The sequence below is a fragment of the Vibrio sp. DNB22_10_4 genome (assembly GCF_052879755.1).
In genome coordinates, this window is record NZ_JBNNXW010000006.1 from 13,720 (window position 1) to 39,881 (window position 26,162).

Consider the following 26,162-nt stretch of genomic DNA (forward strand, 5'->3'; position numbering starts at 1 on the left):
ATAGGGGAGCCGGAGCATGTTTAAGTGGTTCAAATCTGGGTCACCTTGGGTTTGGCTCACTGGTGGTGCGGTCAGCATCAGCTTGATTTCCGTGCTTGGTTTATTGCTGCTTATCGGTTGGCGAGGGCTGACCTACTTTTGGCCAGCGCCGCTCTATCAGTGGCAAGATGACCAAGGCGGGGCATTAATTGGGCAAGTCTATTCAAAGACTTGGGTACCCACTTACAATATTCCTAACGCACAGTCGTTGCTACCAACTGACATCCTAGAGCAGGGTAAGGTAGAGCGCTATAGCATCAAAGTGGCCAACCGAGATTTGTATGGCATCGACTTTGTGTCTCTGCTTTCATCACAGCTTCGTGATGCTCAGACTCCAGCGGATCTGGTGGTGATTGAACGTACTCGTGGCGGAAACTTCTTCGGCCGTGTCCTTGATCTTAAAGGTGTAGAGGGGCTGCAACAAACGGCGATAGCCGAGACGTTAACGTTTGAGCTTCAACAGATAGCGCTGATCCGCGATCGCATTGACGGCATTACCGAACGCCGATTAAAAGGATTGAATCACCAACTTGAAGCTCTGCGTTTGAAGCAGCGCCGTGATAGCTTGAATGGCGTGCTGACGGAAGAGTTAACGCTTCGCTATCAGCAGCAAAATGCGATCATCCGGGAGCAACTGAGCCAAACTGACATTGAGCTTGACGAGCTAAGGGCTGAGTTGGCGAGCAAAACTTTGGTTGTCGAAGATATGCGCGGCGAGCGATTAGAAATCGGCCTCAATCGCGTGTTGGATTTTTGGTATCCGAATCAAATGAGCTACGCCGATAAGCTTTCTCATTGGGGACATCAGGTTTGGAAGTTCTTATCGGATGATCCGCGTGAATCGAACTCCGAAGGCGGCGTGTTCCCTGCTATTTTTGGCACCGTACTGCTGGTGATTATCATGTCGGTCATGGTGATGCCGCTTGGGGTGCTGGTGGCGGTGTATTTGCATGAGTACGCTGAGAACAATTTGCTGACGCGCATGATACGGGTCGGGGTTATCAACTTGGCAGGTGTACCGTCGATTGTTTATGGTGTATTTGGATTAGGCTTTTTCGTTTATACCATCGGCGGCTCTATCGATTCTTTGTTTTATGCCGAGCGGTTGCCGGCGCCAACGTTTGGAACGCCAGGCCTGCTATGGTCATCGCTGACCCTTGCAATTTTGACGCTACCGGTGGTGATTGTGGCGACAGAAGAGGGTTTAAATCGTATTCCAACGTCTGCTCGTCATGGCTCACTTGCACTTGGTGCTACGCAGTCGGAGACCCTGTGGCGAATCGTATTACCTATGGCAAGCCCTGCCATCATTACCGGCTTAATCTTAGCGGTTGCTCGCGCGGCGGGTGAGGTGGCACCATTAATGCTGGTAGGCGTGGTAAAATTGGCATCAAGTCTACCGGTGGACTCACAGTTTCCGTTTTTACACCTTGAGCGTAAGTTTATGCATCTCGGTTTTCATATTTACGATGTGGGTTTCCAGACATCCAACATTGAAGCAGCGAGACCATTGGTTTACGCAACCTCGTTCTTGCTGGTTACCGTTGTGGTTGGGCTAAACTTAACGGCAATAGCGATACGTAATAACCTGCGTGAAAAATACCGCACACTAGGACAAGATTAACCATGTTTTCTATCAACCAGACTCTGGGCTATCCAACGCCTTTAGATGTGAACAACCTAAGTGATGAGCAAACTGCCATTGCTATTGAAAACTTGAACTTGTACTACGGTAATAAGCAGGCATTGGATGATGTATCGATGCGTATTCCCAAAGGACAAGTTACGGCGTTTATCGGCCCGTCAGGTTGTGGTAAATCGACCTTGCTGCGCTGTATTAATCGAATGAATGATTTGATTGAAGGGTGCACGGTTGAAGGTAAAGTGAAGCTTCATGGTGGCAATGTCTATCATCCTAAAGTCGATGTGGCGACGCTGCGCCGCCGCGTAGGCATGGTGTTTCAGCGCCCGAATCCTTTTCCTAAATCCATTTATGAAAATGTCGTGTATGGACTCAGGCTGCAAGGCATCAAAAACAGTCGTAACCTCGATGATGCGGTTGAGCGCTCTTTGCGAGCAGCAGCGCTGTGGGATGAGGTAAAAGATCGCTTACATGAAAACGCCTTCGGTCTATCAGGCGGTCAACAGCAGCGATTGGTCATTGCCCGTGCTATCGCCATTGAGCCTGAGGTATTACTGCTGGATGAGCCGACATCGGCGCTCGACCCCATTTCCACGCTAACTATCGAAGAGCTGATTAACGACCTGAAAACCAAGTACACGGTTGTGATCGTGACCCATAATATGCAGCAAGCGGCGCGAGTGAGTGACCATACCGCGTTCATTCATCTTGGAAAACTGGTAGAGTACGCCGATACAGATACTATATTTACTTCACCGATAGAAAAACAAACCGAAGACTACATTACGGGCCGCTACGGCTGATTGACAGGCTTTAGGGTTACAACAGGAAATTTTCACACATGCATTTTGGTCGTCATATCTCAGGTCAATTCAACGCCGAGCTTGAGTCTATTCGTACCCACGTTTTGACCATGGGAGGCTTGGTTGAGCAACAGCTGTCGTTTGCAATGCAGGCTCTGCATAAAGACGATATTGAGCTTGCCCGAAAAGTGGTAAGAGACGATCACAAAGTCAATGCAATGGAAGTGTCTATCGATGAAGCGTGCACGCGTATCATTGCCAAGCGTCAGCCCACCGCCAAAGATCTTCGTTTGGTGATGGCCATTATCAAAACCATAACGGATTTAGAGCGCATTGGTGATGTGGCAACCCGTATCGCGCGTGTAGCCATAGAGCAGCCTTCAACTAAGCACCAAAAGTTCCATGTTTCTTTGGAGCCGTTATGCCGACAAGCCATTGCTATGCTGCATCAAGTACTTGACGCGTTTGCTCGCATGGACGTTGATGCGGCGGCAGAAGTCTACAAGCTGGATGATAAGTTAGACGCGGAATACGAAGCGGTGATCCGTCAGTTGATGACCTATATGATGGAAGACCCAAAGAACATCCCTAACATTCTTCAGGTCATGTGGTCAGCACGTGCTATCGAGCGTGTCGGCGATCGCTGTCAAAATATCTGTGAGTACATTATCTACTTCGTGAAAGGGAAAGATGTACGCCACTTAGATGAGAAGGCCATCAAGGACATTTTGTAATCTGTCGCCTCCGTTTCGAGTTAGAAGCGACCAACCACGCCAAAGCTTAATGAGAAGTGCGAGCCCATAGATATGAAGGTGTTGCTCGCACCGAACACGTCATAATCAAAGCCGGTTCTTAGACCAAAGCTTGGATTTAGCATGTACACGTAACCCGCACTGATGCTAAGTCCGTTAGCACTGCGATTAAGCAACTCACTGTTGGTGCGCTTCTCGCCACGATAGTTGGCGAGGCCGATCTCTGCTTGCAGTCCATAGTTCTCACGATCGCCAAACATATGCTGTAGGCCTAGACGATAAGAGTCGATGGTCTCGTCATAGCGGTCGGTATCGTAATACTTGCGCGCATAGCTTACATAAACCGCATCCATTCCTAGAGCATCAGCGACACCAAGCTGAACGCCAGCACCGTTAAAAGCACCAATTTTGACATCTGGAGACAGATGGATGCTTTGCGCTTGAGCTTCCGACGCTATGGCGGTGAGGGGCAAGGTAGCAAGGATGGGTAGTAGCAGCTTTTTCATGGTCATATCTAATCGCAAACAGGAGGAGCGCCGATGGTAGCGGCTCCTGTTTATACTGACTAAGTAGCGCCACTAATAGCTTTAATTAGCTGTGCTTATTGGCTTGCTGCGGCAATTTTTCTTCGATGATGGATTCTATCCATTTTGCTTTTGCAGAGTGGCGGTTTTTGTTGTGCAAGTAGCCAAATAGGCGCTTGGTATAAATCTGCCCATCTATTTCCACTTTGAGTGAGCGTAATTGGGAGTAATTGTGGATCGGAAACAAATTAGAATGCGGAAGTAGCATATCAGTAGATTCAATCACATCGATAAGTGCTAACAGCATCTCTGAGCGAAATCCCACTTTAGGTGTGTAGCCTTGTCGCTCTAGGATTTGGCTGGCATAGGTGAAGTGATCATTCCATCCCGGGGAGATAAGTGAAGCCAGCTCGTAACCGACGGAGTCTTTAGGCGTGATGAGTGGTTTAGTAATGGGGTGGTCTTGACGTACGATAATGCGCGCTTCTAAATCAAACAGAGGTTCACGAGCCAGCTCTTTAGACAGATGTTCAAGATCGTAATGCACGCCGTAAAACACCTCTCCATTGCGAATTTGCTCCGCCGTGGTTTGATTCCAGCTGAGTAGCTCCAAATTTAGCAGTGGCGCTTGCTGCCTAAAAGCAGTAAATAACGCACCCGCAAGGCTTGTCATGACGATCGGAGCTAACGCGATACGTATCGTCCCTGTAAGTATCGCTGGATCAAACTCCTCCAGCTGATTGAGCGCTGCTTCTAAACCATCAACAAATGGTGCGATTTTATCCTCAAGATCTAAAGCAAAGGGTGTTGGCTCAAGGCCGCCTTGGACTTTGACAAACAGTTCATCTTCAAACACGGTACGAAGTTTTTGTAGAGCTTGGCTAACTGCAGGCTGCGTGACGTAAAGCCGTTCCGCTGCCTTACGGGTATTGCGCTCTTGCAGCAAAATACGAAAGGTTTTTAACAGATTTAGGTCGAGTCGACTAAACAGTTGCGTTGATTCAGTCATAGTTATCCGGCACAAAAGATTGTTCTTCAATAGGTGTTCGCATATAGCCTTCTTTGTTGATTTCTGGCAAGTCAATCTCTGGGTAGGCGACTTCTTGGTAATCTATTTGGCCGAGCAGGTGAGTAATGCAGTTTAATCGAGCGCGTTTTTTATCATCGGAGGGGACTACCCACCATGGGCATTGCTTGGTATCTGTGTAAGAAAACATGGTGTCTTTGGCCTGCGAGTACTCTGCCCAGCGGTTGCGAGACTCCAAATCCATAGGACTGAATTTCCAACGCTTAATCGGAGTATTTACACGCTCTAAAAAGCGCTTTTCTTGTTCTTCATCGGACACAGAGAACCAGTATTTGAGAAGAATAATACCGGAGCGAACCAGCATGCGTTCAAACTCAGGGCAAGAGCGTAAGAACTCTTGGTACTGCTCATCGCTGCAAAACCCCATGACTTTCTCAACGCCAGCGCGGTTGTACCAGCTGCGGTCAAACAGCACGATTTCACCTGCCGCAGGTAGGTGAGTGACATAGCGCTGAAAATACCATTGGGTTTTCTCTTTTTCTGTTGGAGCGGGTAGGGCAGCAATACGACAAACGCGAGGATTGAGCTTTTCAGTAATGCGCTTAATGACGCCACCTTTTCCCGCAGCATCACGACCTTCAAATACTACAACGACTTTAAGCCCTTCTTGTTTGACCCACTCTTGTAGCTTAACCAGCTCGATCTGCAATCGAGCGAGTTCACTTTCATAGTGCTTTTTGTCCATTTTGCTTTTCTTGCCCATAGAAGTCCTTCTCCGATTTTCTTTGTGTTTGTTTTATAGAGAGTTTAGCACCTTAGTTACTGAGCGGATCTTGTCGCTACTGGTAACTGGGATGGCAAAATCATCAATATCGCCTGCCCCCATTTTGGCCTCGTTGGCGATAAAGTGCATTTTGCTGTTGCGAGAAGATTTGCCTGACAGGTGTACTTCCTGCACTTGGCTGGTGGTTATGATGGTGGCGACGTTATCGGCGCAAACACCCGCTCCGGCCATGAGAGATATGCGGCCATCCGCTTGTTTAACCAGCTCAGCTAACTTTGATGCGCCGTCTAGCGCATTGGATGCCAACCCAGAAGTGAGTATTCGCTCACATCCCAGTGCAATCACATCTTCAAGCGCCTGTTCTGGTTTTTTGCATTGATCAAATGCACGGTGGAAAGTAACGCCAAGAGCCAGCTCATGTGCCAGTTTCACTAGGCGAATTGAACGCGGCATGTCGATGTGCCCGTCTTTGTCTAAAAGTCCAAGCACTACCCCTTGCACGCCATATTTTGCAGCTGTACGAATGTCTTCTGCCATGATTTCGACGTCATCACAGTCATACAGGAAGTCGCCTTGGCGAGGTCGAATCATGACGTAGATGGGAATGCTAGACGACTGAACGGCTTGTTTGATTAATCCTGCGTTTGGAGTAAGGCCGCCTAAAGCAAGTGATGAACACAGTTCAATGCGGGTAGCGCCGCCAGCGATGGCATAAGCGAGTGACTCGATATTGTCGATACAGACTTCAAGTTGGTAGCTCATTTTAATTCTCAATAGAAAGACTGCTATCAATATATCGCTGACCAAGAAATCTGAAAATAAAAAAAGCCCGAGTCGGTGACTCGGGCTTCGTTTTTTGGCTAACTCGTTTCTTCTTCAATGATTGGCGTGCGTTTTTCGCTTTATATTTGTCCAACCATCACCCCTGGTTTGAGCGCAGGGTGAAGGGTCGAATTACTTAGATAGGTCTTCTGCGTGCTCAGATAGGAACGCTGCAACACCTTTCGGAGATGCGTCCATACCTGCTTTGCCTTCTTCCCATTGTGCAGGGCAAACTTCGCCGTGCTTCTGGTGGAAGTTTAGAGCGTCAACCATGCGTAGCATTTCGTCGATGTTACGGCCTAGTGGTAGGTCGTTAACAACTTGGTGACGTACAAGACCGTCTTCGTCGATTAGGAAAGAACCACGGAAAGCAACACCTGCTTCTGGGTGCTCAACGTCGTACGCTTTGCAGATTTCGTGCTTAACATCAGCAACTAGTGGGTATTTCACTTGACCGATACCGCCATCTTCGATAGCAGTGTTACGCCATGCGTTGTGAGAGAACTGAGAATCGATAGAAATACCGATAACTTCACAACCTTTAGCTTGGAAATCAGCTAGACGGTTGTCGAATGCAATCAGCTCAGATGGGCAAACGAATGTGAAGTCTAGTGGGTAGAAGAAAACAACCGCTTTCTTACCTTTAGTGAACTCAGCGAAGTTGAAGTTCTCAACGATGTCACCGTTGCCTAGAACAGCTGCTGCAGTAAAGTCTGGGGCTTGACGACCAACTAGTACCATTTTTTTTGCTCCTAAATAGGGATAATTTCAAACCATTTCGGTTTGGTCCGTGTTTGTACGAGACAAACTATAGTACACATTGTAGTATTGAAAAAAGCGAAAATATTAGATTAATTCCATCGAAAAAAGCGATGAAGCCACACGGTCGATTCCTTTTTTGATATTGGTTCAAAAACAGGCAGTTGAAATGAATAAATGGCCAAGTTTAAAGCAGCTTCATTACCTGGTTACACTTCATGAAACCCGGCACTTTAGCGAGGCAGCTGAGCGCTGTTTTGTCAGTCAATCGACCTTGAGTAAGGGAATCCAAAATCTTGAAGAGCTTATTGGTTGTCCACTTTACGAAAAGAAAGACAAGAAAAGCCCATTAGTCTTTACTCAAGCAGGCGAGATGGTAGTGTCTCAAGGCCGTGAGCTGCTGGCTAAAGGCCAGGATCTGATTGAGCTGGGTAACCTCTGCCAAGGTGACGTGATGCAAGGTCAGTTAAAACTCGGCTGTATTCCAACGATCGCCCCTTTCTTATTGTGTGATTTGGTACAAGAGATCAATGCCCGCTACCCGCAGCTCAACTTACTATTAAGAGAAGATACTACAGCTAATTTGCTGGCGGCGCTGCGCCACGGTGAGTTGGACGTGCTCATCCTTGCGCTGCCAATGGATATTGGCACGATGGAAAGCTGCATTGTCGGCCACGACCCATTTAAGATGGTCATTAGCCGTAACCAAGCCGACAGTATTCGGGTGCCAATCAAATATGATGATTTGCCTGATGAGTCGGTCTTTTTGTTAGAGAACGAGCACTGCCTGACTGAACATGCGGTTTCAGCGTGTAAGCTCACTGAAAAAGAGAAGATCAACCCATTTAGCGCTACGAGTTTACATACCCTAGTACAAATGGTGGCTAACGGTTTGGGAACCACGTTCATTCCACAAATGGCGATTGAGCACGGTTTGCTTGAGAACCAAAATCTCATCGTGATTGAGCCGCCAGGTCAACAGGCTCATCGCGATATTGGTTTGGTATGGCGACCAAGCTCCTCGCGAAGAGATTCGTTTTTGCAGCTTGCAGATGTGGTTTCTGAGTTGTTGTAGCCAGTTTTGTAGAAACCGATCGATATGTACTAGTGAAAGGCACCAGTTTAGGTGCCTTTTTTAGTATTTATAACTGGAGATTGGAATTATTTTCGAACCGTGAATCATGTCGGCGTTGAATTAGTTTTCAATCATTTCAGTGAGTTGACCATGTGAATTTTACACTGTGACATTTTGAAAAAGTGTTGTTGGCTTTGTCGATGCTAGTCTAGCTAAGTGGATAGGAGGGCTCTCGTCGTTGGCTGGTTTATACATACAACATTTCACAATGTTCTTTTTGAAATTAATTTACGTAACTCACAACGAAAATGACTTGAAATAGCGAGTTTGATACAGAAAGAGGAAACTATCGAATTCGCAAAAACACCCACTTTAGAGTTGCAACTCTAAAGTGGGTTGCGGTAATGTAAATAGACGGTTTTGAGGTTTTTAAGGCAATGAGAAATCAGCACTTTGTATACTGAGCCATCAAAGAGTTGGCTTGCTAATTCGCCAAGCTGGAAAAACGACAGTTCATCACCTGTTGTTTAAAAGCTACAAATGAAAACTGATACTAAACCTGTTTTGAGCACTGCCCCTTGTGGTCGAATAAGACCACAGAATGTCGGTAGATTTGAGCGGCGTCAGCCGCTTCTTTTTTCTACAATTCCCCAACCCTAAGTAATGCTTTACGGGCTGACGCTTTCGCTATCATTTTCCGGTTGAATCTCTTCTGGTTCACTATCTTCTTGAAGCTCTAAAAGGTTGATTGCAATCGCGACAAAGTCACTGTCCGTGATAATGCCGACCAACTGCTTGTTATGTACTACAGGTAAGCATCCGACCTTATGTTTTTGCATATATAGGGCGCTTTCTTTCAAACCCGCTCGTGGTTCTGCGGTCATAATGTTGGTGCGCATCACTTCACTAAGCGGTGTCGACAGTGTGTAAGATTGATCGCTAGGTATTTTCTGCAATATGGACTCTTGCGCCGCGAGAACGTCACGCTGTGAAACAATACCTAGTAAATGACGTTCTGCATCGACGATTGGAATGTGGCGGATATCGAGCGCTTCCATCGTGTGTTTGGCGTCGGCTAATGAGTGAGACCGCAATAGGGTGTGAGGGTTGCGAGTCATCATGTCTTGGACCTTAATCATATGGCCTCCAACTCGTTCTGTTTGTGTACTTTAACTATAGGTTTTTTCACCGATTAAATCTGAGATTAACATCGTTTTTTGCCGTTTAACTCACAAAATATCCCTATTGATAAAAGGGTTTAAATGGCGCGTGGTAATTCACTGGTTAACTGGTCGCAAACGTCGGTTCAGCTTGCTATTCCAACGGGTCACTTTATACTATGCGGCTGCGAATTTTTTCGCCGTTTTAGTCGCTTAATAAAGAAGATTGGTGTTATGCAAGTTTCAGATTTTCACTTCGAATTACCTGATGAGCTGATTGCTCGTTACCCAAAGGCAGAGCGTAGCTCAAGCCGACTGCTTCAATTGACCGGTAACACGGGTGAAGTTGTAGATGGAAACTTCACTGATATCGTCAGCCAAGTTCAGCCTGGCGACCTTCTTGTGTTCAATAACACGCGCGTGATCCCGGCACGTATGTTTGGTCGCAAAGCTTCTGGCGGTAAGCTAGAAGTATTGGTAGAGCGTATGCTTGATGACAAGCGCGTTCTTGCGCACGTACGTTGTTCAAAATCACCAAAACCAGGTACCGAGCTGTTTTTGGGTGAAAACGACGAATACCAAGCGATCATGACGGCGCGTCACGATGCCTTGTTTGAAATTGAAATGCAGTCAGATAAGACAGTGCTTGAGATCCTAAACGATGTTGGTCACATGCCATTGCCGCCATACATCGATCGTCCAGATGAAGATGCCGACAAAGAACGTTACCAAACGGTTTATAACGAAAAACCCGGTGCGGTTGCGGCGCCTACTGCTGGTCTTCACTTTGACGATAGTGTTCTCGAGCAAATTAAAGCGAAAGGCGCCAACTTTGCGTATGTGACGCTTCATGTTGGCGCAGGTACATTCCAGCCTGTTCGCGTTGAAAATATCCATGACCACCACATGCATGCTGAATATGTAGAAGTGCCTCAAGAGGTGGTGGATGTGATTGCAGAGACTAAAGCGAACGGCGGCCGCATTATTGCAGTGGGTACCACCTCGGTACGTTCACTCGAGAGTGCGGCGCAAGATGCACTGAAAAATGGTACTGAGCTGGTGCCTTTCTTTGGTGATACCGAGATTTTCATCTTCCCTGGCTATGAGTATCAGCTGGTGGATTGTCTCGTGACCAATTTCCACCTACCAGAATCAACGCTGATCATGCTGGTGAGTGCGTTTGCTGGCTACGACAATGTTATGAATGCCTACCTTCATGCGGTAGAGCAAAAATATCGCTTCTTTAGCTACGGTGATGCGATGTTCATTACCAAGAAAACGGCGTAGTTGACGCCTGTAGCGAGCGACAGTTTTTATTTCACTCAAGGACTCAGTGGAATACGGTAGGGAACACCAAAACCTTTCGCCCAACGAACTATGTTAGGTGAGCGGATCTAAGTGCGGCAAGCTACGCTTGTTAGTGCGTTTTAAGATTGAGTCAGACTGTGTCTCTGGCAATTTGGAGGCTTCGTGAAATTACAATACGAACTTAAGAAAAAAGATGGCCATGCGCGTCGTGGTCAGTTGACGTTTGAACGCGGTACAGTACAAACTCCGGCATTTATGCCAGTAGGTACATACGGTACCGTTAAAGGTATGACACCTGAAGAAGTACGCGGCACAGGTGCCGAAATTCTTCTTGGTAATACTTTCCACCTATGGCTTCGCCCAGGTCAAGAGATCATGAAGATGCACGGTGACTTGCACGACTTTATGAACTGGCATGGTCCTATCCTAACTGACTCTGGTGGCTTCCAGGTATTCAGTCTTGGTGATATCCGCAAAATCACAGAAGAGGGTGTGCATTTCCGTAACCCTGTAAACGGTGACCGTATTTTCATGGATGCAGAAAAATCTATGGAAATCCAAAAAGATCTTGGCTCTGATGTGGTGATGATCTTTGACGAGTGTACGCCATACCCAGCGACTCACGCAGAAGCGAAGAAGTCGATGGAAATGTCACTACGTTGGGCGCAGCGCTCTCGTGATCACTTCGACAAGTTAGACAACGAAAACTCGCTGTTCGGTATCGTTCAGGGTAGCGTATACGAAGACTTGCGTGATGTGTCGGTGAAAGGTCTGACTGACATCGGTTTCGATGGCTACGCGGTTGGTGGTCTTGCTGTTGGTGAACCAAAAGAAGAGATGCACCGCGTTCTTGAATTCACAACCCCTAAGCTTCCTGAAGATAAGCCTCGTTACCTAATGGGTGTAGGTAAACCTGAAGACTTAGTTGAAGGTGTTCGTCGTGGTATCGACATGTTTGACTGTGTGATGCCAACGCGTAACGCACGTAACGGTCACTTGTTCGTGACTGGCGGTGTGATTAAGATTCGTAACGCGACAAACAAAACTGACACAGGTCCTCTAGACGAGAACTGTGATTGCTACACTTGTAAAAATTACTCAAAAGCGTATCTACATCACCTAGATCGCTGTAACGAAATCTTGGGTGCACGTCTAAACACCATTCACAACCTGCGTCACTATCAAATGCTGATGGAAAGCATCCGTAAGGCAATTGATGAAGACCGTTTTGAGCAGTTTGTGGAAGAGTTTTACGCACGTCGCAACCGCGAAGTGCCACCACTAGATATGAAGGTCGACGCTCAATAGTTGGCTAAATAGTCGGCTATCCCTGCAATAGGTAACAAATCCTAGCTCTAGGTCACACTTTTTGTGCCTCTAAGCGAATAAGAAACATTGAGTTACCGTTTGCTTCTTGAAAAGATAGGGGGATAGCCCAATTTTGGATATGTATTTACATTAAAGAGGATGTTCTCCGATGAGTTTGATCTCTGCAGCTCACGCAGCTGAAGCAGCACCACAAGGTGGCGGTTTCGAAATGCTAATCATGCTAGGCATGTTCGCGGTAATTTTTTACTTCATGATTTACCGCCCACAAGCGAAGCGTGCAAAAGAGCACAAAAACCTAATGGCTTCTATGGGTAAGGGCGACGAAGTCCTAACTAACGGCGGTCTAATTGGTAAAATCACTAAAATCGCTGAAGACAACGACTACATTGCTATCGCATTAAACGACAACAATGAAGTAGTTATCAAGAAAGACTTCATTACTGCAGTGCTACCAAAAGGTACGCTGAAGTCTCTATAAAACAGCTATAGGATCTCGCTGTGCTAAATCGTTACCCTTTGTGGAAGTACCTGATGGTGATATTCGCCATTGCGGCAGCGGCGTTATACGCACTTCCCAATCTATACGGTGAAGATCCGGCTATTCAAATTACAGGGGCGCGTGGCGCCTCTGTTGATATGTCGACGCTGGATACTGTCACTAAAGCTCTTGAAGAAGAGCAACTCTCTCGTAAGTCCATTGCTCTAGAAAATGGCTCCATTCTTGTTCGTTTCAATGATACTGATACTCAGATCAGTGCTCGCGACATTATCAGTGAAGCATTAGGCAAAGACTCTATTGTTGCACTTAACCTTGCTCCTGCTACTCCAAACTGGCTAGAGTCGATTGGCGCTGCGCCAATGAAACTCGGTCTCGACCTTCGTGGTGGTGTTCACTTCTTGATGGAAGTGGATATGGACGCTGCTATGGAAAAGTTGGTTGGTCAGCAAGAAGAGGGCTTCCGTAGTGATCTTCGTGAGGAGCGTATTCGTTATCGCTCTATCAGACCTGCAGGCAAAGATGGCGTAGAAGTATTACTTCGTGATGCTGAGCAACTTGCAGAGGCGAAGACAGTACTGGAAGCAAAATACCCAGATATGGACTTCTTCGATTCTGACTCAAACGGCCGCTTTGCTTTGGTCGCTCGATTCAAAGAAACTCGCCTTCAAGAAATCCGTAACTACGCTGTAGAGCAGAACATCACTATCCTACGCAATCGTGTAAACGAACTGGGTGTGGCAGAGCCACTGGTTCAGCGTCAGGGTGCGAGCCGCATCGTGGTTGAGCTACCAGGTGTTCAAGACACTGCGCGCGCGAAAGAAATTTTGGGTGCAACAGCAACACTAGAGTTCCGTGAAGTAGACAGTTCGGCTGACTTGGCTGCCGCAGCAAGTGGTCGTGCGCCAGCGGGTAGTGAGATTAAGCTTGATCGTGACGGTCGTCCGGTTGTGCTTAAGAAGCGCGTTATCCTAGGTGGTGCCAGCATTACTGATGCAAGCTCTAGCGCAGACGAATATGGTCGCCCACAAGTTAACATCTCGCTAGACAGCGAAGGTGGTAACAAGATGGCAGCGTTCTCACGTCAGAACATCGGTAAGCTAATGGCAACGGTTTTCGCTGAATATAAAGACAGCGGCAAGCGTACGCCAGAAGGCAAAGTTATCCTTGATAAGCATGAAGAAGTGATCAACCAAGCGACAATTCAGTCTGCACTTGGTCGTAACTTCCGTATCACAGGTATCGATTCTGCTGCTGAAGCCCACAACTTAGCGCTACTGCTTCGTGCAGGTGCTCTGATTGCGCCGATTTCTATTGTTGAAGAACGTACTATCGGTCCATCAATGGGTCAGCAAAACATCGATATGGGTATCAAAGCGTGTATCACAGGTATGATTGCCGTGATGCTATTTACGCTGGTTTACTACCGTCGATTTGGTCTGTTTGCCAACATGGCGTTGATGGCGAACATTGTTCTTATCGTTGGTGTTATGTCGATGATTCCAGGTGCGACGATGACGCTGCCAGGTATCGCTGGTATCGTACTGACGGTTGGTATGGCGGTGGATGCGAACGTTCTGATCTTTGAACGGATACGTGAAGAACTGAAAGATGGGCGTAACCCTCAGCAGGCGATTCACCAAGGCTATGCTAACGCTTTCAGTACCATCGCCGATGCGAACATCACCACCTTGATTACAGCGATTATTCTATTTGCTGTGGGTACAGGTGCGATCAAAGGCTTCGCGGTAACACTATCTATCGGTATTATTACTTCTATGTTTACAGCCATCATCGGTACACGTTGTCTCGTGAACCTGGTTTATGGCGGTAAGCGTATCAACAAATTGTCGATCTAAGGGTTAGTTATGTTTCAGATAATGAAAGCAGACAAAACGATCGACTTTATGCGTTGGTCAAAAGTTGCGTTCGTTCTATCCATTGTGATGATCGGTGCAGCTATTTTTACACTGTCGACGAAGTGGCTTAACTGGGGTCTAGACTTTACTGGCGGTACACTTATCGAGGTAGGCTTTGAACAGCCAGCAAACCTTGAGGAAGTCCGTTCAGCACTAGATGCGAAAGGCTTTGGCGATGCCACGGTACAGAATTTCGGTTCTGCTCGCGATGTTATGGTTCGTCTGCGTCCTCGTGATGACATGCAGGCAGAGGCGCTGGGCAACCAGATCCTAGATGCCATTCGCGTCGGCACGGGTGAAGACGTTGAAATGCGTCGTATCGAGTTCGTAGGTCCAAACGTCGGTGATGAGCTTACAGAAGCGGGTGGTCTTGCGATCCTTGTATCGCTTATCTGTATCTTGATATACGTCTCAGTGCGATTTGAATGGCGTTTGGCGGCGGGTGCGGTGCTCGCGCTTGCACACGACGTTATCATCACGTTGGGCATCTTCTCGCTTATGCAGATTGAAGTTGATTTGACGATTGTCGCAGCACTTCTAACCGTTGTCGGTTACTCACTCAACGATACCATCGTTGTATTTGACCGTATCCGTGAGAACTTCCGCAAGATGCGTAAGGGTGAGCCAGCTGACATCATGAACAGCTCCATCACGCAAACGCTAAGCCGTACCTTGATTACGTCTGGTACTACCTTGTTCGTAGTTATTGCACTGTTTACTCAAGGTGGTGCGATGATCCACGGCTTTGCGACTGCATTGCTACTGGGTATCACGGTCGGTACTTACTCTTCTATCTACGTAGCATCTGCGTTGGCTCTGAAACTGGGTATCCAGAAAGAGCACCTAATGCCGCCACAGATTGAAAAAGAAGGCGCTGAGTTTGATGAGATGCCATAAGGCAAATTGTTGGATTTGATGAAACGGCTCTGCATTTGCAGGGCCGTTTTTGTAACGAGGGTTTTTACTCAATTACAAAGCCATTCGATGTCTTTCCAATAACGAACGTTTAAAAGAGATTTTTCAACCTAACTTTATTACAAGAGTATTGTATTAGCTTCTCTATTTTGGACTGGAAGAAGGAGGTTATGTAATGCTACAACAGTACGAAAGACTCACAGAAGACGAGAAACTTTACCTGAAAAATCATCCTCATCATGTAGTTGCTATAGCTAGGTCTAAAGATATTGCTTATGAGGAAACTAAAGTTCGATTTGGTTTTAACAGGCGCAATGACAAAAGCGATGCTTTTAGACATTGTTTTTGGTCAGCGATTTTGGCGAGAGATATTGGTTATAAGAATGCTTTAGAGTTTACATCAGCACATGAAAGCTCTGAGGACAACGACGCTTCAGAGAAGAATATGGATCTTCATAATAATCTTGTAGGGCTGAGGATTGGTTTATCAAGAGCAGGTGATGAAAAGTTGTCGCACTACTGTCACACGGCTCTTTTGGTTGGGCGATTGAAGGTGCTTAGAGAATGAAAAAACTAACATTACTCATAGTCACGTTATTGATATCAGCCTGTAGTGAGGAAGTTACTTTTACTAACTCTGAACGCTCATTTGATAGCAATATTTGGAAAAGTTATCCGGACCAACGCTACAGCATGCTAGAGGATTTTTACAAGCAATCTGCCATGACTCTAGATAGTAGTGAAATTATTGATAAATTGGGTCAGCCTGACGCGTACTATTTATATGATGAGTTTCCCGCATACCGCTTGAGCGAAAGCCAAGATTGTCTAGTTGCATTTGTGATTGATCGCTCGACAAAAAAGGTCTCAGAAGTGTTATTAGAGCCTGAAGGATGTATGGACTAAATTACTTTGGTTTCTGAGCTCTCCTATTTACTAAACATCTGCGCTAGCTCTGAAATAGGGCATCCAGAGAGAGCACCTAATGCCGCCACAGATTGAAAAAGAAGGCGCTGAGTTTGATGAGATGCCTTAGGGTATTTCTGTCCGAGTGCAGTGATCCCGTCATCCCACTAGCCGTGCGCCTGCGTACGCAGGGATCTACTCACAGCGATCACCAAGCCTCGAATAGATTCCTGCCTACGCAGGAATGACACACATGTAAGCGACAAGCACAAAAAAGCCACTCTTCGGAGTGGCTTTTCTTTTATCCAGGAAAAATGATTCTTAGTGAAAACACGTAACTTCGTTGGCACTAAACAAAAAAATCCCGACCATAGGTCGGGATTTCAAATTCAGCTGTGACGGGCTGTGCTTTCTTTTGCGGAACTACTTAAGCTCTAAAGAATTACTTAAGGATAGCTTCGTTACCGTTTTCACGGATGTGTTTTAGCATCGCTTTCACGCCGCGAGCGCTTGAAGCAACAACGTTACCAGACTTCATGTACTCAGTACCGCCAGAGAAGTCAGTCACGATAGCGCCAGCTTCACGAGCAATCAGTTCGCCTGCCGCCATGTCCCATGGTTTTAGACCAAGCTCGAAGTAACCGTCTAGACGACCCGCTGCAACGTAACATAGGTCTAGAGCTGCAGAGCCAGCACGACGGAAGTCAGAGCACTCGTTGAACATAGAAGACATGATCTTGAAGTAGCTTTCAGAATGTTGCTTCTGCTTGAATGGGAAGCCAGTACCGATAACAGTACCTTTGATATCTTTAAGCTGAGTTACACGGATACGTGCATTGTTAAGCTGAGCGCCAGCACCACGTTGTGCAGTGAAAAGCTCGTTAACCATTGGGTCGTAAACACACGCTACTTCTGTTTTACCTTTGATGCGAACTGCAATAGATACAGCGAAAGTAGGGATGCCTCGAACGAAGTTATTAGTGCCATCCAGTGGGTCGATGATCCATTGTACGTCACTATCTTTACCTTCAATGAGTCCACCCTCTTCAGCAATGATGCTGTGGTCTGGGTATGAAGCTTGGATAGTGCTGATGATGATTGCTTCGGCGTCTTTGTCTACGTTAGTAACAAAGTCATTAGTGCCTTTCTGTACTGACTCAATCTTGTCAGTGTTTTCTAGTGATTTAGCAATATGGTTGCCCGCTTTACGCGCAGCGCGTATAGCGATGTTTAGCATTGGATGCATACGAATTTTCCCAACGGATGTTAAAGAACAAAAAGCGGCGCGAAGTATACCAAAGATTTGGCAAAAGGGAAGTGGTTATTTTTTGTGCTGTTAATTTTATGAATAGAAAGATCCTGACTACTTTAGTCAAGATTATGTTACCATTCTGCGATTGTGTAAAATGAGTGCAACGTGACAATGCTAGACAACGTAAAAATCGTCCTGGTGGGGACTTCTCATTCTGGAAATATCGGCTCGGCAGCTCGAGCGATGAAGGTAATGGGACTAAGCCAGATGGTGCTTGTGGACCCTCAATGTGAGGTAGACTCGCAGGCGGTTGCGTTGGCAGCGGGTGCGAGTGATATCGCGTTAGGTGCAAAAGTCGTTTCGACTTTAGAAGAAGCGGTGGAAGATTGCGGCCTAGTAGTTGGCTCAAGTGCACGCTCTCGTACTCTTGATTGGCCAATGATTGAACCACGTGAGTGCGGTAAAAAGTTTGCGGTCGAAGGCGAAAAGCATGCGGTGGCATTGGTATTTGGGCGCGAGCGCACCGGCTTAACCAATGACGAGCTGCAGCTGTGTCATTATCATACGTGTATTCCCGCAAACCCAGAATACAGTTCGCTCAATCTTGCTATGGCGGTGCAAACACTGAGCTATGAAGTAAGAGTTGCGCATTTAGAGCGAGAAGCTCAGCAGTACTCAGAGCCAAGTGAAGTCGATTATCCGCGTCACAAAGAACTGGAATTATTCTACCAACACCTTGAAAAAGTCATTATGGATACCCAGTTTATCTCGAAGGAGAAGCCGGGGCTTGTCATGAATAAGTTGCGAAGAATGTTTAGTCGAGCACGTCCTGAAACCACGGAAATCAATACGTTGCGCGGTATTTTAACCTCAGTTGAAAAAGCGATAGGGGTTAAAGAATAACCATTTCTTTTGTTGGGTTAAATACCTGAGTATTTTAGTCAATTAAATACTTGACTAAAATACTCAGGTATGAAAATATTTATGCCACATAATCAATGTGGATAGTGTGATATGAGACTTACATCAAAAGGAAGATATGCAGTAACAGCGATGCTTGATGTCGCACTGCACTCACAGCAAAGCCCAGTACCTCTAGCTGACATCTCAGAACGTCAAGGTATCTCTTTGTCTTATCTAGAACAGCTGTTCTCCAAACTTCGCAAAGCGGGCTTGGTGGCGAGTGTTCGTGGTCCAGGTGGTGGTTACCGCTTAGGCGCAGAAGCCAACGAGATTTCAATCGGTACTGTCATCGCTGCAGTTGATGAGTCCGTTGATGCAACAAAATGCGCTGGCAAAGGAGATTGCCAGGGTGGTACACGTTGCCTTACACATACACTGTGGAGAGATTTAAGCTCTCGCATCAGTGACTTCCTAAACAACATCACTCTTGGTGAGCTGATGGTAGATAACGAAGTATTAGAAATTTCAGACCGACAAGACGTAGATCTCGCGGTAAATCATGGGTTCTCAAGAAAAAGTACAAGCACCGCACCCATCGGAATCAATGTTCGCTCGTAGTAGTGTCGCTTATACATTGGAGTAAAGAATGAAACTGCCTATTTATCTAGACTACTCTGCCACTTGCCCTGTCGATCCAAGGGTTGCAGAAAAAATGGTTCAATACATGACGATGGACGGTACCTTTGGTAACCCAGCGTCACGTTCTCACCGTTTTGGTTGGCAAGCAGAAGAAGCAGTAGATAACGCTCGTGAACAGATCGCTGATCTGTTGAACGCAGACCCTCGCGAAGTCGTATTTACGTCTGGCGCTACTGAATCTGACAACCTTGCTATCAAAGGTGCAGCGCACTTCTACAGCAAGAAAGGTAAGCACATCATCACGGTTAAGACTGAGCACAAAGCAGTTCTTGACCCATGCCGTCAGCTTGAGCGTGAAGGCTTCGAAGTGACCTACCTTGAGCCAGAATCAAACGGTATTGTTGACCTAGCTAAACTAGAAGCGGCGATGCGTGAAGACACAGTGCTTGTGTCAATCATGCACGTAAACAACGAAATCGGTGTTGTACAAGACATTACAGCTATCGGCGAACTTTGCCGTAGCAAGAAAATCGTATTCCACGTAGACGCAGCGCAATCTGCAGGCAAACTGCCTATCGACGTTCAAGAAATGAAGGTTGATCTGATTTCAATGTCTGCTCACAAAGCATACGGCCCTAAAGGTATTGGTGCGCTTTACGTGCGTCGTAAGCCACGTATTCGTCTAGAAGCGCAAATGCACGGTGGCGGTCATGAGCGTGGTTTCCGCTCTGGCACATTACCTACGCACCAGATCGTGGGTATGGGAGAAGCCTTTGCTATCGCTAAGCAAGATATGCAGAAAGACTACGACCACGCAAAAGCATTGCGTGACCGTCTACTGAACGGCGTTAAAGATCTTGAAGCCGTGACAGTCAATGGTGACCTAGAGCAGCGTGTTCCACACAACCTAAACGTAAGCTTTGCGTTCGTTGAGGGTGAGTCGCTACTAATGTCGCTTAAAGACTTGGCAGTATCTTCTGGTTCTGCATGTACATCAGCAAGTCTAGAGCCTTCATATGTGCTGCGTGCACTTGGCCTTAACGATGAGCTAGCACACAGCTCGGTTCGCTTCTCATTTGGTCGTTTCACCACAGAAGAAGACATCGACTTTGCGATTGAGCAGATCAGAACAGCAGTAAACAAATTACGTGACATGTCTCCTCTATGGGATATGTATAAAGAAGGGATTGACCTAGACACGGTTGAGTGGGCACACCACTAATCTCACGGAAGTAGAGGATTCGAGGAAGTTATTATGGCGTATAGTGAAAAAGTAATTGACCACTATGAGAACCCACGCAACGTAGGTTCATTTGATAAGAATGATCCGGCTGTGGGAAGTGGTATGGTTGGCGCACCAGCTTGTGGTGACGTAATGAAACTGCAGATCAAGGTGACACCAGAAGGTATCATCGAAGATGCTAAGTTTAAGACCTACGGCTGTGGTTCAGCGATCGCGTCAAGCTCACTGGTTACTGAGTGGGTTAAAGGCAAATCGATCGATGAAGCAGCAGCTATCAAGAATGCTGAAATTGCAGAAGAGCTAGAGTTGCCACCAGTGAAAGTACACTGCTCAATTCTTGCTGAAGATGCAATCAAAGCAGCGGTTGCAGACTACAAGAAAAAGCACGACTAAACTGCTTGGATAACCGAGCCCTTTAGCTTTATTAAATACAGTATCATCAAGAGAAACGAACAAAGGTTGTAGTATGGCCATCTCAATGACAGACGCAGCAGCGAGCCGAGTTAAGACATTTTTAGATAATCGCGGCAAAGGTATTGGACTACGCTTAGGTGTAAAGACCACGGGTTGCTCTGGTATGGCTTACGTTCTTGAGTTCGTTGATGATCTGGATGAAGGTGATTCAGTGTTTGAGCACTCAGGTGTGAAAGTGATCATCGATGCTAAGAGCTTGGTTTATCTAGATGGCACAGAGCTCGATTATGTAAAAGAAGGCTTGAACGAAGGTTTTGAGTTCAACAACCCAAATGCGAAAGGCGAGTGTGGTTGTGGTGAAAGCTTTAATGTTTAACCTTTGACGAGCTTGGCTGTTGTATCGGCCAAGCTCATTAATTGCGAGTCAATGCTATGAACCATTTCGAATTATTTGGGCTACCTGTTCAGTTTCAGTTGGACGGTAGCCTTCTTTCTTCTCAGTTCCGAGAACTGCAAAAACGCTTTCACCCAGACAACTTCGCCACTGCCTCTGAGCGCGACCGCTTACTTGCAGTGCAGAAGGCTGCGCAGATTAATGATGCCTATGAAGTGCTGAAAAAGCCTATCTCTCGCGCCGAATATCTGTTGGCGGAGAACGGTGTTGATATTCGCGCTGAGCAGCAGACATTGCAAGATCCATTGTTCTTAATGGAGCAGATGGAACTTCGAGAAGAATTGGAAGATCTCGCGTCTTCAAGTGACCCTGAATCAGAACTTTTTGACTTTGAAGCTAAGGTCAGCAAAATGTTCAAGGTACAGTTATCAGAAGTAGAAGGTCAGCTTTCGCAAGCTGAATGGCCTGTCGCTGCTGATAGCGTTAGAAAACTAAAATTTATCGCCAAGTTGCAAAGAGAAATAGAACAGCTAGAAGATAAGCTGCTTGGTTAATGGAAGCTCCCAAGGATATTTGAATGGCATTACTTCAAATCGCAGAGCCGGGTCAAAGCTCCGCGCCACACGAACATAAACTGGCAGCGGGCATCGACCTAGGTACGACCAACTCCCTTGTCGCGACAGTAAGAAGTGGTGAAGCCGCGACATTACCAGATGCCAACGGCAATAAGATCCTCCCATCAGCGGTTCGCTATGCGGATGACAGTATCACTGTCGGTATTGAAGCTCGTGATAACGCAGCACTTGATCCTGTTAACACCATCATTTCTGTGAAGCGTCTACTCGGCCGTTCACTTGCAGACGTGCAGACTCGTTACCCGTCAATGCCATATTCACTGACAGAAAGTGATAATGGTTTGCCCGTTCTGCAAACCGCAGGTGGCGCAAAGAACCCGATTCAAGTCTCTTCTGACATTCTTAAAACACTTGGCAAGCGCGCAGAAGACTCTCTTGGTGGCGAGTTGGCTGGCGTGGTGATTACGGTTCCGGCGTATTTCGATGATGCTCAGCGTCAAGGCACCAAAGATGCTGCAAACCTAGCGGGTATGCATGTATTGCGTCTTCTTAATGAACCGACTGCTGCAGCTATTGCTTATGGGCTAGACAGTGGCCAAGAAGGCGTGATTGCAGTGTATGACCTAGGTGGTGGTACCTTCGATATCTCTATCCTGCGTTTATCGCGCGGTGTATTTGAAGTGCTGGCGACTGGCGGTGATTCCGCACTGGGCGGCGATGACTTTGACCACCTCGTTGCAGATTACTTGCAGCAGCAAGCTGGCAAGTCTGAGCTTAATGCTCATGAGCAACGTGAACTATTGGACGCAGCTACACAGGCCAAAATCGATCTGAGCCAAAATGACGTTGCGACGGTAAACGTTCTCGGCTGGCAGGGTGAACTGACGAAGGCTCAGTTTGAAGAGCTAATTCGTCCGCTTGTGAAAAAGACCCTGCTTTCATGTCGCCGTGCATTGAAAGATGCTGAAGTTGATGCAGAAGATGTTCTAGAAGTTGTCATGGTTGGCGGTTCAACTCGTACACCATTGGTTCGTGAAATGGTTGGTGACTTCTTTGGTAAAACGCCACTGACCAACATCAACCCAGATGAAGTTGTCGCAATTGGTGCGGCGATTCAAGCGGACATTCTTGCAGGTAACAAGCCCGACTCTGAGATGCTGCTGTTGGACGTTCTTCCACTGTCATTGGGTATTGAAACCATGGGTGGTTTGGTCGAGAAGATCGTTCCACGCAACACTACGATTCCCGTGGCACGTGCCCAAGAATTTACCACATTCAAAGACGGTCAAACGGCGATGTTTGTGCACATAGTGCAAGGTGAGCGTGAAATGGTGGACGATTGCCGTTCATTGGCTCGTTTCTCGCTCAAAGGTATTCCTCCTATGGCGGCAGGTGCCGCACACATTCGAGTGACGTACCAAGTTGATGCGGACGGTCTACTGTCTGTTACAGCGATGGAGAAGAGCACGGGTGTTCAGTCGGAAATCCAGGTGAAACCATCTTACGGTCTCAGCGATGATGAAGTGACCAACATGCTCAAAGACTCGATGACTTATGCCAAAGATGACATGTTAGCGCGTGCATTGGCCGAGCAGCGTGTTGAAGCTGATCGAGTGATTGAAGGTCTTATCGCTGCGATGCAAGCGGACGGTGATACACTTCTAAACGAAGAAGAAAAACAGGCATTGGTTACAGCGATTGAAGCTCTGATTGAACTTCGCAATGGCGATGACGCCGATGCTATTGAACAAGGTATTAAAGACACTGATAAAGCGAGCCAAGAGTTTGCGTCACGTCGAATGGACAAATCCATCCGTGAAGCATTGGCGGGTCAATCAGTTGATAACATTTAGATCGAGGACTAAGTAGTCATGCCAAAAATTGTTGTTCTGCCCCATGAAGATCTCTGCCCAGAAGGCGCAGTGTTAGAGGCAAATGAAGGCGAAACTGTATTAGACGTAGCGCTAAAGAACGGTATTGGAATTGAGCACGCTTGTGAAAAGTCGTGTGCATGTACCACTTGTCACGTCATCATCCGTGAAGGGTTTGATTCACTAGAAGAGAGTGAAGAACTTGAAGACGATATGCTTGATAAAGCATGGGGTTTAGAGCCTGAGTCGCGTCTAGGTTGCCAAGCGGTCGTTGCGGATGAAGATCTTGTGGTAGAGATTCCAAAGTACACCCTAAACCACGCATCTGAAGATCACTAATTAACTGGAGGATTCATGAGCTTAAAATGGACTGACTCTCGTGATATCGCTATCGAGCTGTGCGATCAATTCCCAGAAACCGACCCAAAAACGGTTCGTTTCACAGATTTGCATAAATGGATTACGGACTTGGAAGACTTTGATGACGATCCTAATCGCTCAAATGAAAAAATCCTCGAAGCTGTGATTTTATGCTGGATGGATGAGTACGATTAAACAGACTCACTAGTTAGTTTTACAAAAACGGGCCTTTGGCCCGTTTTTTTGTCGCACCATGTTACATTGTTATTAATTCCCATGGTGCAGTCATTGGTATTGTCTCTACATAGTGATAACATCATTTGATACACAGAATGCGACACAGCAGCTGAACTCAATCGGCAAGCTGCAATAATTAGATTTAAGACAAGGAGAGACCATGTCTAGCACAATGTCGGTATTTATTAGCCAAGAAGCGGCAGCGCCACAATGGGGCGAAAAGGCTATCATTTCATTCTCGGAGCAAGGTGCGACAATCCACATCGGTGAAGGTCACGATCTTGGCGCGATCCAACGCGCGGCTCGCAAGTTAGATTCACAAGGCATTTCAAACGCCACACTTGCAGGCGAAGGTTGGGATTTAGAGTCTTCTTGGGCGTTTTATCAAGGTTACCGTAATTCTAAGAAAAGCACTCAAGTTGAGCTTGCTGAACTAAACGAGCAAGATAAGAAAGAGCTAGACGCGCGCATCAAGGCGTCTGATTGGACGCGTGACATCATTAATAAAAGCGCAGAAGAAGTCGCACCGCGTCAACTGGCAACAATGGCGGCAGAATTCATTAAGTCAGCAGATCCAAAGCATGTGACTTACCGCATCGTTAAAGACAAAGATCTACTAACTGAGGGTTGGGAAGGCATTTTTGCTGTTGGTCGTGGCTCTGAGCGCACCTCTGCGATGCTACAACTGGACTACAACCCGACTGGTGATGAAAACGCGCCAGTATTTGCTTGTTTAGTGGGTAAGGGTATTACCTTTGATTCAGGTGGCTACAGTCTAAAACCGTCGAACTTTATGACGGCAATGAAAGCAGATATGGGCGGTGCGGGCACCATTACTGGTGGTCTCGGTCTTGCAATCATGCGTGGCCTAAACAAGCGTGTAAAACTGATCCTCTGCTGTGCTGAAAACATGGTATCGGGTCGCGCGCTTAAGTTAGGTGACGTAATTACCTATAAAAATGGTAAGACGGTAGAAATCATGAATACCGACGCAGAAGGCCGTTTGGTATTGGCTGATGGTCTTATCTACGCTAGCGAACAAAACCCAGAGCTTATTATCGACTGTGCGACACTTACAGGCGCAGCTAAAAACGCACTTGGCAATGATTACCACGCCATCATGTCATTTGATGACGAGCTAACGCATCAAGCGCTAACGAATGCGAACCAAGAGAAGGAAGGCTTATGGCCTCTACCATTGGCAGACTTCCATCGCGGCATGCTGCCATCGAACTTTGCTGATTTGTCGAACATCAGCAGTGGTGACTACTCTCCGGGCGCAAGCACGGCGGCGGCATTCCTGTCTTACTTTGTGGAAGACTATAAGAAAGGTTGGTTGCACTTCGATTGTGCTGGTACTTACCGTAAGTCGGGAACTGACAAATGGTCTGCTGGTGCAACCGGCATGGGTGTGCGCACACTCGCTCGTTTGCTAACGGAGCAGGCTAACAAGTAATTCAAGAAAATTATTACTAATAAAAGAACAACACGAAAGAAAAGGAACACCAATGGCCCTAGAAAGAACATTCTCTATCGTTAAACCGGATGCAGTTAAGCGTAATTTGATTGGTGAGATCTATCACCGTATTGAAAAAGCAGGTCTGTCTATCATCGCAGCTAAGATGGTTCATCTTACCGACGAGCAAGCAAAAGGCTTTTACGCTGAGCATGAAGGTAAACCGTTTTTCGATGATCTTCGTGCATTTATGACCTCTGGCCCAATCATGGTTCAAGTACTTGAAGGTGAAGATGCGATTTGTCGTTACCGTGAGCTGATGGGCAAAACTAACCCAGAAGAAGCTGCTTGTGGCACTATCCGTGCAGACTACGCGCTGAGCATGCGTCATAACTCAGTACATGGTTCAGATAGCCCAGAATCAGCAGCACGTGAGATTGAGTTTTTCTTTCCACAGTCAGAAATTTGTCCTCGTTAATTGAGTGCAGTTATGAGTAAAAAGGAGGCGTTGCCTCCTTTTTTATTACCTGATGCTTTTGTTGTGCAAAAAATGTTCAC

The 26,162-nt window shown here is 46.7% G+C and carries 29 protein-coding genes and 1 pseudogene; 23 read left to right on the forward strand and 7 right to left on the reverse strand.

What is annotated here, in order from left to right; translation table 11 throughout:
• Positions 1 to 16 precede the first annotated feature (16 nt).
• Genes pstA through phoU form a run of 3 tightly spaced genes read left to right on the forward strand, consistent with a single transcriptional unit; the run spans position 17 to position 3,218 of the window.
• Complete coding sequence (pstA, locus tag ACVA6Q_RS15135; protein ID WP_446648077.1) at positions 17 to 1,663, forward strand: phosphate ABC transporter permease PstA; 1,647 nt, start codon at positions 17 to 19, stop codon at positions 1,661 to 1,663.
• 2 nt (positions 1,664 to 1,665) lie between these two features.
• Positions 1,666 to 2,484 carry a phosphate ABC transporter ATP-binding protein PstB gene (pstB, locus tag ACVA6Q_RS15140; RefSeq protein ID WP_353497917.1) on the forward strand — a complete coding sequence of 273 codons (819 nt, stop codon included), beginning with the start codon at positions 1,666 to 1,668 and terminating at the stop codon, positions 2,482 to 2,484.
• Positions 2,485 to 2,522: 38 nt separating this feature from the next.
• Complete coding sequence (phoU, locus tag ACVA6Q_RS15145; protein WP_338163601.1) at positions 2,523 to 3,218, forward strand: phosphate signaling complex protein PhoU; 696 nt, start codon at positions 2,523 to 2,525, stop codon at positions 3,216 to 3,218.
• Between the two features lie 20 nt (positions 3,219 to 3,238).
• On the opposite strand, the gene ACVA6Q_RS15150 is transcribed toward phoU, so the two are convergent.
• From ACVA6Q_RS15150 to ACVA6Q_RS15170, 5 genes are all read right to left on the reverse strand, one after another.
• Positions 3,239 to 3,742: a hypothetical protein gene (locus ACVA6Q_RS15150; RefSeq protein WP_446648078.1), complete on the reverse strand. Its 504-nt coding sequence runs from the start codon at positions 3,740 to 3,742 to the stop codon at positions 3,239 to 3,241.
• 85 nt (positions 3,743 to 3,827) lie between these two features.
• Positions 3,828 to 4,769, reverse strand: a complete 942-nt coding sequence (locus tag ACVA6Q_RS15155) for a LysR substrate-binding domain-containing protein (protein ID WP_446648079.1) — start codon at positions 4,767 to 4,769, stop codon at positions 3,828 to 3,830.
• Positions 4,762 to 5,550: a polyphosphate kinase 2 gene (ppk2, locus tag ACVA6Q_RS15160; RefSeq protein WP_446648080.1), complete on the reverse strand. Its 789-nt coding sequence runs from the start codon at positions 5,548 to 5,550 to the stop codon at positions 4,762 to 4,764. Before ppk2 ends, ACVA6Q_RS15155 begins: the two co-directional genes overlap by 8 nt.
• A 33-nt stretch (positions 5,551 to 5,583) precedes the next feature.
• On the reverse strand, positions 5,584 to 6,333 hold the full coding sequence (locus ACVA6Q_RS15165) for a copper homeostasis protein CutC (protein WP_446648081.1): 750 nt from the start codon (positions 6,331 to 6,333) through the stop codon (positions 5,584 to 5,586).
• A gap of 192 nt (positions 6,334 to 6,525) precedes the next feature.
• Positions 6,526 to 7,134, reverse strand: a complete 609-nt coding sequence (locus ACVA6Q_RS15170; protein ID WP_042476179.1) for a peroxiredoxin — start codon at positions 7,132 to 7,134, stop codon at positions 6,526 to 6,528.
• Between the two features lie 187 nt (positions 7,135 to 7,321).
• Between ACVA6Q_RS15170 and ACVA6Q_RS15175 the strand changes: the two genes are divergently transcribed.
• Complete coding sequence (locus tag ACVA6Q_RS15175) at positions 7,322 to 8,227, forward strand: hydrogen peroxide-inducible genes activator (RefSeq protein ID WP_418641732.1); 906 nt, start codon at positions 7,322 to 7,324, stop codon at positions 8,225 to 8,227.
• A gap of 668 nt (positions 8,228 to 8,895) precedes the next feature.
• Here the strand turns inward: ACVA6Q_RS15175 and ACVA6Q_RS15180 are convergent.
• The gene (locus ACVA6Q_RS15180) at positions 8,896 to 9,366 is read right to left on the reverse strand and encodes a CBS domain-containing protein (RefSeq protein WP_446648082.1); all 471 of its coding nucleotides are present in this window, start codon (positions 9,364 to 9,366) and stop codon (positions 8,896 to 8,898) included.
• Positions 9,367 to 9,621: 255 nt separating this feature from the next.
• On the opposite strand from ACVA6Q_RS15180, the gene queA reads away from it, so the two are divergent.
• The 8 genes and pseudogenes from queA to ACVA6Q_RS15220 form a co-directional block, all read left to right on the forward strand.
• Entirely contained in the window at positions 9,622 to 10,674 is a 1,053-nt protein-coding gene (gene queA / locus ACVA6Q_RS15185) for a tRNA preQ1(34) S-adenosylmethionine ribosyltransferase-isomerase QueA (RefSeq protein ID WP_353498659.1), read from the forward strand.
• 183 nt (positions 10,675 to 10,857) lie between these two features.
• A complete protein-coding gene (gene tgt / locus ACVA6Q_RS15190; protein ID WP_353497924.1) occupies positions 10,858 to 12,003 on the forward strand; it encodes a tRNA guanosine(34) transglycosylase Tgt in 1,146 nt (381 codons plus the stop codon).
• Positions 12,004 to 12,172: 169 nt separating this feature from the next.
• Positions 12,173 to 12,502, forward strand: a complete 330-nt coding sequence (gene yajC, locus ACVA6Q_RS15195; RefSeq protein ID WP_353497925.1) for a preprotein translocase subunit YajC — start codon at positions 12,173 to 12,175, stop codon at positions 12,500 to 12,502.
• Positions 12,503 to 12,522: 20 nt separating this feature from the next.
• A complete protein-coding gene (secD, locus tag ACVA6Q_RS15200) occupies positions 12,523 to 14,379 on the forward strand; it encodes a protein translocase subunit SecD (RefSeq protein WP_353497926.1) in 1,857 nt (618 codons plus the stop codon).
• A 9-nt stretch (positions 14,380 to 14,388) separates the two neighbouring features.
• Entirely contained in the window at positions 14,389 to 15,336 is a 948-nt protein-coding gene (secF, locus tag ACVA6Q_RS15205; protein ID WP_338163610.1) for a protein translocase subunit SecF, read from the forward strand.
• 193 nt (positions 15,337 to 15,529) lie between these two features.
• Entirely contained in the window at positions 15,530 to 15,922 is a 393-nt protein-coding gene (locus ACVA6Q_RS15210; protein ID WP_446648083.1) for a DUF6973 domain-containing protein, read from the forward strand.
• Entirely contained in the window at positions 15,919 to 16,260 is a 342-nt protein-coding gene (locus tag ACVA6Q_RS15215) for a hypothetical protein (protein ID WP_446648084.1), read from the forward strand. Before ACVA6Q_RS15210 ends, ACVA6Q_RS15215 begins: the two co-directional genes overlap by 4 nt.
• A 37-nt stretch (positions 16,261 to 16,297) precedes the next feature.
• Positions 16,298 to 16,390 (forward strand): annotated as a pseudogene (locus ACVA6Q_RS15220) (protein translocase subunit SecF); the annotation flags it as partial.
• A 312-nt stretch (positions 16,391 to 16,702) separates the two neighbouring features.
• Here ACVA6Q_RS15220 and suhB read toward each other — a convergent pair.
• Positions 16,703 to 17,506: an inositol-1-monophosphatase gene (gene suhB / locus ACVA6Q_RS15225; protein WP_353497930.1), complete on the reverse strand. Its 804-nt coding sequence runs from the start codon at positions 17,504 to 17,506 to the stop codon at positions 16,703 to 16,705.
• A gap of 177 nt (positions 17,507 to 17,683) precedes the next feature.
• Between suhB and trmJ the strand changes: the two genes are divergently transcribed.
• The 11 genes from trmJ to ndk all read left to right on the forward strand — a co-directional run bounded on the left by trmJ (position 17,684) and on the right by ndk (position 26,082).
• A complete protein-coding gene (trmJ, locus tag ACVA6Q_RS15230; protein ID WP_353498660.1) occupies positions 17,684 to 18,415 on the forward strand; it encodes a tRNA (cytosine(32)/uridine(32)-2'-O)-methyltransferase TrmJ in 732 nt (243 codons plus the stop codon).
• A 111-nt stretch (positions 18,416 to 18,526) separates the two neighbouring features.
• Positions 18,527 to 19,033: a Fe-S cluster assembly transcriptional regulator IscR gene (gene iscR / locus ACVA6Q_RS15235; protein ID WP_042476234.1), complete on the forward strand. Its 507-nt coding sequence runs from the start codon at positions 18,527 to 18,529 to the stop codon at positions 19,031 to 19,033.
• Between the two features lie 28 nt (positions 19,034 to 19,061).
• A complete protein-coding gene (locus ACVA6Q_RS15240) occupies positions 19,062 to 20,276 on the forward strand; it encodes an IscS subfamily cysteine desulfurase (protein WP_353497931.1) in 1,215 nt (404 codons plus the stop codon).
• Between the two features lie 33 nt (positions 20,277 to 20,309).
• Positions 20,310 to 20,690, forward strand: coding sequence for a Fe-S cluster assembly scaffold IscU (iscU, locus tag ACVA6Q_RS15245; RefSeq protein ID WP_042476238.1), 381 nt, complete (start codon positions 20,310 to 20,312; stop codon positions 20,688 to 20,690).
• A gap of 73 nt (positions 20,691 to 20,763) precedes the next feature.
• Positions 20,764 to 21,087 carry an iron-sulfur cluster assembly protein IscA gene (gene iscA / locus ACVA6Q_RS15250; protein WP_042476242.1) on the forward strand — a complete coding sequence of 108 codons (324 nt, stop codon included), beginning with the start codon at positions 20,764 to 20,766 and terminating at the stop codon, positions 21,085 to 21,087.
• Positions 21,088 to 21,143: 56 nt separating this feature from the next.
• A complete protein-coding gene (hscB, locus tag ACVA6Q_RS15255; protein ID WP_446648085.1) occupies positions 21,144 to 21,659 on the forward strand; it encodes a co-chaperone HscB in 516 nt (171 codons plus the stop codon).
• Between the two features lie 23 nt (positions 21,660 to 21,682).
• Positions 21,683 to 23,533, forward strand: coding sequence for a Fe-S protein assembly chaperone HscA (gene hscA, locus ACVA6Q_RS15260; RefSeq protein WP_446648086.1), 1,851 nt, complete (start codon positions 21,683 to 21,685; stop codon positions 23,531 to 23,533).
• 18 nt (positions 23,534 to 23,551) lie between these two features.
• Entirely contained in the window at positions 23,552 to 23,890 is a 339-nt protein-coding gene (fdx, locus tag ACVA6Q_RS15265) for an ISC system 2Fe-2S type ferredoxin (protein WP_006072576.1), read from the forward strand.
• A 15-nt stretch (positions 23,891 to 23,905) separates the two neighbouring features.
• Positions 23,906 to 24,106, forward strand: coding sequence for a Fe-S cluster assembly protein IscX (gene iscX / locus ACVA6Q_RS15270; RefSeq protein ID WP_042476251.1), 201 nt, complete (start codon positions 23,906 to 23,908; stop codon positions 24,104 to 24,106).
• Between the two features lie 202 nt (positions 24,107 to 24,308).
• Positions 24,309 to 25,604 carry an aminopeptidase PepB gene (gene pepB, locus ACVA6Q_RS15275; RefSeq protein ID WP_353497934.1) on the forward strand — a complete coding sequence of 432 codons (1,296 nt, stop codon included), beginning with the start codon at positions 24,309 to 24,311 and terminating at the stop codon, positions 25,602 to 25,604.
• A 52-nt stretch (positions 25,605 to 25,656) separates the two neighbouring features.
• Positions 25,657 to 26,082, forward strand: coding sequence for a nucleoside-diphosphate kinase (ndk, locus tag ACVA6Q_RS15280; RefSeq protein ID WP_042476257.1), 426 nt, complete (start codon positions 25,657 to 25,659; stop codon positions 26,080 to 26,082).
• Positions 26,083 to 26,162 lie beyond the last annotated feature (80 nt).

Coding starts and splice junctions, on each gene's coding strand:
- pstA (WP_446648077.1), top strand. CDS start 17: ATGTTTAAGTGGTTCAAATCTGGGTCACCTTGGGTTTGGCTCACTGGT.
- pstB (WP_353497917.1), top strand. CDS start 1,666: ATGTTTTCTATCAACCAGACTCTGGGCTATCCAACGCCTTTAGATGTG.
- phoU (WP_338163601.1), top strand. CDS start 2,523: ATGCATTTTGGTCGTCATATCTCAGGTCAATTCAACGCCGAGCTTGAG.
- ACVA6Q_RS15150 (WP_446648078.1), bottom strand. CDS start 3,742: ATGAAAAAGCTGCTACTACCCATCCTTGCTACCTTGCCCCTCACCGCC.
- ACVA6Q_RS15155 (WP_446648079.1), bottom strand. CDS start 4,769: ATGACTGAATCAACGCAACTGTTTAGTCGACTCGACCTAAATCTGTTA.
- ppk2 (WP_446648080.1), bottom strand. CDS start 5,550: ATGGGCAAGAAAAGCAAAATGGACAAAAAGCACTATGAAAGTGAACTC.
- ACVA6Q_RS15165 (WP_446648081.1), bottom strand. CDS start 6,333: ATGAGCTACCAACTTGAAGTCTGTATCGACAATATCGAGTCACTCGCT.
- ACVA6Q_RS15170 (WP_042476179.1), bottom strand. CDS start 7,134: ATGGTACTAGTTGGTCGTCAAGCCCCAGACTTTACTGCAGCAGCTGTT.
- ACVA6Q_RS15175 (WP_418641732.1), top strand. CDS start 7,322: ATGAATAAATGGCCAAGTTTAAAGCAGCTTCATTACCTGGTTACACTT.
- ACVA6Q_RS15180 (WP_446648082.1), bottom strand. CDS start 9,366: ATGATTAAGGTCCAAGACATGATGACTCGCAACCCTCACACCCTATTG.
- queA (WP_353498659.1), top strand. CDS start 9,622: ATGCAAGTTTCAGATTTTCACTTCGAATTACCTGATGAGCTGATTGCT.
- yajC (WP_353497925.1), top strand. CDS start 12,173: ATGAGTTTGATCTCTGCAGCTCACGCAGCTGAAGCAGCACCACAAGGT.
- secF (WP_338163610.1), top strand. CDS start 14,389: ATGTTTCAGATAATGAAAGCAGACAAAACGATCGACTTTATGCGTTGG.
- ACVA6Q_RS15210 (WP_446648083.1), top strand. CDS start 15,530: ATGCTACAACAGTACGAAAGACTCACAGAAGACGAGAAACTTTACCTG.
- ACVA6Q_RS15215 (WP_446648084.1), top strand. CDS start 15,919: ATGAAAAAACTAACATTACTCATAGTCACGTTATTGATATCAGCCTGT.
- suhB (WP_353497930.1), bottom strand. CDS start 17,506: ATGCATCCAATGCTAAACATCGCTATACGCGCTGCGCGTAAAGCGGGC.
- trmJ (WP_353498660.1), top strand. CDS start 17,684: ATGCTAGACAACGTAAAAATCGTCCTGGTGGGGACTTCTCATTCTGGA.
- iscR (WP_042476234.1), top strand. CDS start 18,527: ATGAGACTTACATCAAAAGGAAGATATGCAGTAACAGCGATGCTTGAT.
- ACVA6Q_RS15240 (WP_353497931.1), top strand. CDS start 19,062: ATGAAACTGCCTATTTATCTAGACTACTCTGCCACTTGCCCTGTCGAT.
- iscU (WP_042476238.1), top strand. CDS start 20,310: ATGGCGTATAGTGAAAAAGTAATTGACCACTATGAGAACCCACGCAAC.
- iscA (WP_042476242.1), top strand. CDS start 20,764: ATGGCCATCTCAATGACAGACGCAGCAGCGAGCCGAGTTAAGACATTT.
- hscB (WP_446648085.1), top strand. CDS start 21,144: ATGAACCATTTCGAATTATTTGGGCTACCTGTTCAGTTTCAGTTGGAC.
- hscA (WP_446648086.1), top strand. CDS start 21,683: ATGGCATTACTTCAAATCGCAGAGCCGGGTCAAAGCTCCGCGCCACAC.
- fdx (WP_006072576.1), top strand. CDS start 23,552: ATGCCAAAAATTGTTGTTCTGCCCCATGAAGATCTCTGCCCAGAAGGC.
- iscX (WP_042476251.1), top strand. CDS start 23,906: ATGAGCTTAAAATGGACTGACTCTCGTGATATCGCTATCGAGCTGTGC.
- pepB (WP_353497934.1), top strand. CDS start 24,309: ATGTCTAGCACAATGTCGGTATTTATTAGCCAAGAAGCGGCAGCGCCA.
- ndk (WP_042476257.1), top strand. CDS start 25,657: ATGGCCCTAGAAAGAACATTCTCTATCGTTAAACCGGATGCAGTTAAG.